The 3328-nt window shown below is 44.0% G+C and carries 3 protein-coding genes; 2 read left to right on the top strand and 1 reads right to left on the bottom strand.

The window, feature by feature from the left end; translation table 11 throughout:
• Window positions 1-1669 (top strand): Ig-like domain-containing protein (locus tag ACH2DQ_RS23145; RefSeq protein ID WP_395028522.1); only part of this gene is annotated, 1669 nt, incomplete at its 5' end.
• Between the two features lie 14 nt (window positions 1670-1683).
• Here ACH2DQ_RS23145 and ACH2DQ_RS23150 read toward each other — a convergent pair.
• Window positions 1684-2469 carry a helix-turn-helix domain-containing protein gene (locus ACH2DQ_RS23150; protein WP_394910874.1) on the bottom strand — a complete coding sequence of 262 codons (786 nt, stop codon included), beginning with the start codon at window positions 2467-2469 and terminating at the stop codon, window positions 1684-1686.
• Window positions 2470-2639: 170 nt separating this feature from the next.
• Between ACH2DQ_RS23150 and ACH2DQ_RS23155 the strand changes: the two genes are divergently transcribed.
• A partial coding sequence (locus tag ACH2DQ_RS23155) for a ThuA domain-containing protein (protein WP_395028524.1) occupies window positions 2640-3328 on the top strand: 689 nt, incomplete at its 3' end.

A 3328-nucleotide genomic window follows, 5' to 3' on the forward strand; every position in this document is an offset into this window, starting at 1 on the left:
CCACCCAGGCTTTGGACCAGAAAAAATGCTAGACGGTGACGATGCATTGGATTCCAGATTAGCCACAAAAAGGGGCGTTGAAGAGGTTCCAATAGAAATTTCATTGACTGGAGAGAAGACCTTTAACACATTGGTGATCAAAGAAGGACTTGGACCGATTACCGGCGAGACGCTGACAGCCCAGATCAAAGGATATGAGATTCAGGCTTTTAAGAATGGGGCATATGAATCCCTCATGTCGGCACGGGATGAGGCGTCAGGAATCGTTGGAGAAAAATTAACCATAGACCTGGGACAGGATGTGACGGCATCTAAGGTCAGGGTTATTTTCAAGGTGAATCCCACAGCAGGGATTAACATAAAAGAGGCAGAGCTATACAGGCTTGGGAAGCCACAGCCATATGTCAACGAAACAGCCAGGGATGTAGTCAGTTATCTGGGAATCCCCGAAAGGCTGGAATTGACGGATACCCATCTGCCTGTTAGTGAAATGCCAGGTGCTTACAGCCCGCGCATCATCGCATCCAGTAATCCGGACATTATCGCTCTGGATGGGACGGTTGCCAGGGAGGATGCAGATCAGACAGTAACCGTATTGATGGAAGTAACAAAGAGAAAAGGAACAAATACGATTCTGGAAAAAGCGGTAATGCCATATACAGTAGTTGTTGCAGGACTTAAGATACCGGCAGTTACCTGTCAGGTGACCTTCCATGGCAATGGAGGCGCTGTCCCAAATCCTGCCAGCAAAGAGGTGTTAGCGGGAGAAGCAATCGGAAATCTGCCTGAAACCACAAGAGAAGGGTACGAATTCCTGGGCTGGTTTACCGCCCAAACGGGAGGAACAAAAGTAACAGAAGAAACAGTCGTATACAGCAGTATGGATCTGTATGCCCGGTGGAGAGAAATTACGGTGCAGCAGCCACAACAGCCACAAAAGCCACATCCAGAAGTATCCTTTGCAAAGAAAGAATATTCCTTATATGCGACACAGACGGTGAAAACTTCTGTCAACGCCAATGCTGCAGCAGGCGCTGTCACAGGATACCAATCAAGCAATACCAGAGTAGCAGTTGTAACTTCCGGGGGAGTCATCAAAGGAATCAAAAAGGGAACGGCAACCATTACCGTATCCACATCTGGAAAAGGGACTGCTTCTGTGAAGGTAACGGTAAAAACGCCCAAGGTTACTCTGACGGCAAAAAATGCTAAGCTTCAGGAAGGAAAAACCACAAAAGCCATAACCGTAAGCAGGAAGATCAAAACGGACAAGATTGTGAAATTTACTTCCAGCAAAAAGAAGATAGCCAGTGTCAACCGAAAAGGACGAATCAAGGGCATAAAAGCTGGAAAAACAAAGATTACAGTTTTCATGAAGAGCGGTGCAAAGGCCAGCTGCATACTGACTGTTCAAAAGGCCCCGGTAAAAACAACTAAAATCAGGGTGCCGAAGAAAATTATCTTAAAAGTAAACAAGAAGCAGAAGATAGATGTGGTTAGAAAGCCGGTTACTTCAGCCGATAAAATTCATTTTCGTTCTTCCAACAGCAAAATAGCTAAAGTCGGTAAAAAAGGAGTTATAACGGCAAAGAAAGCGGGAAGCTGCAATATAACCGTGACTTGCAATAAGATTTCGAAAAAAATAAGAGTAATTGTGGAGCGGAAATAATCAGGTTGCAGAAGCTATTTCAGACGGTATTCCTTAGGGCTGGAACCATACTTCTCTTTGAAGACCCGGTTAAAAGTCCGCTGGCTTTCAAATCCCGCATCCATCCAGATTCTGGTAAAATTGTGGTTGGTAGAACGGGTCAGATACTGAGCGTAATCCAGGCGAATATTATTTAAGTATTCATGAAATCCCATCTTAAGCTTTTTGGAAAATACATGGGAGAGGTAATATTTGCTCACATTCATTTCCCGGGCAAGGGTATCCAGAGACATGGGCTCTTGAAAATGCAGTGAAATATACTGAACCAGACGATAAGTCAGATCCGGATTATCGGGACGGGCATTTTTTTCTAAATGAAATAAAGGCAGTACATGAGCAAGGATAACCTGAATCCAGGCTCCCTGTAAAAACTCGGAGGCATCTTCATTTGAAGATGCCTCTAATCTGTCTAAGGCATATAAGATATCGTTGTGTACCTGATGGGCTTCCAGATAAGGATTCAAAGGATGGCTTCTCTTCAACTGGTTGTGAAACGGACCAAACATGTTCTCATCAAAAATAAAGAGAATGACATCACACTCTTTTGGCTCTGCGGTACGGTAGGCATGTACCGTTTCCGGGAAAACAACCGCTAATTCTCCTTTTGTCATTTCCAGGGAATGATCCTGGATCGTTACCTGTATGCTGCCGCTTTTTACGTAAATAATTTCCACGGCATCATGCAGATGAGCAGGAAAATTGAGGTTTTGAATAGTATTAATATGGGGTTTTTCAAATTTCTTTTCATAAAATGGATTCATATCTCACCTCAGGCATTTTCACAAAGTGTAACGCATAGCAGTCAGAAAGCAAATTTCAAACACGCAAGCAATTTTTGGCTACAAAATAATGTAATATGACAATCATTATAAATGGATTACTGCTATAATGCAATTAAATTAAATGGTGAAAAACAGAGAGGAGATTTAAGATGAAAACAAATAAAAAAGTACTTATTTTTCAGGGTGGCTGGGACGGACATGAGCCGGAGAAGGTAGCACAGAGGTTTGGCAAAATATTAGAAAAACATGGGTATACATGCACTATTTCCGGTACCCAGGAGGTTTTAGCAGATCTGGATATGCTGATGGGGCTGGATTTGATTATTCCCTGCTGGACCATGGGCGAGATCAAGCCGGAATACCGGGAAAATATTGTGAAAGCAGTGGGAGCCGGAGTAGGGCTTGCAGGATGCCACGGCGGTATGTGCGATTCATTCCGAAATGATGTGGAATGGCAATTTATGACTGGCGGACAATGGGTCAGCCATCCGGGGGGAGATGGTGTGGATTATGAGGTAAACATTAAGTTTGGATCAAGCCCCATTGTAGAAGGATTATCGGATTTCCATGTTTGCAGCGAGCAGTATTATCTCCATGTAGATCCCGCCGTAGAGGTGCTTGCTACAACCCGTTTTCCCGTTGTAGATTATTATCACAGCTCTAATAAATGTGTGGATATGCCCGTAGTCTGGACAAAATTCTGGGGAAATGGAAGAGTATTTTATAACTCTCTGGGGCACCACGATGATGTATTTGACAAATTCCCCACTGCCCAGGTATTGATGGAACGGGGGCTTCTCTGGGCAGCAGAAGGCAGACAATATGCCCTGGATCACAG

The sequence above is a fragment of the Robinsoniella sp. genome (genome assembly GCF_034124845.1).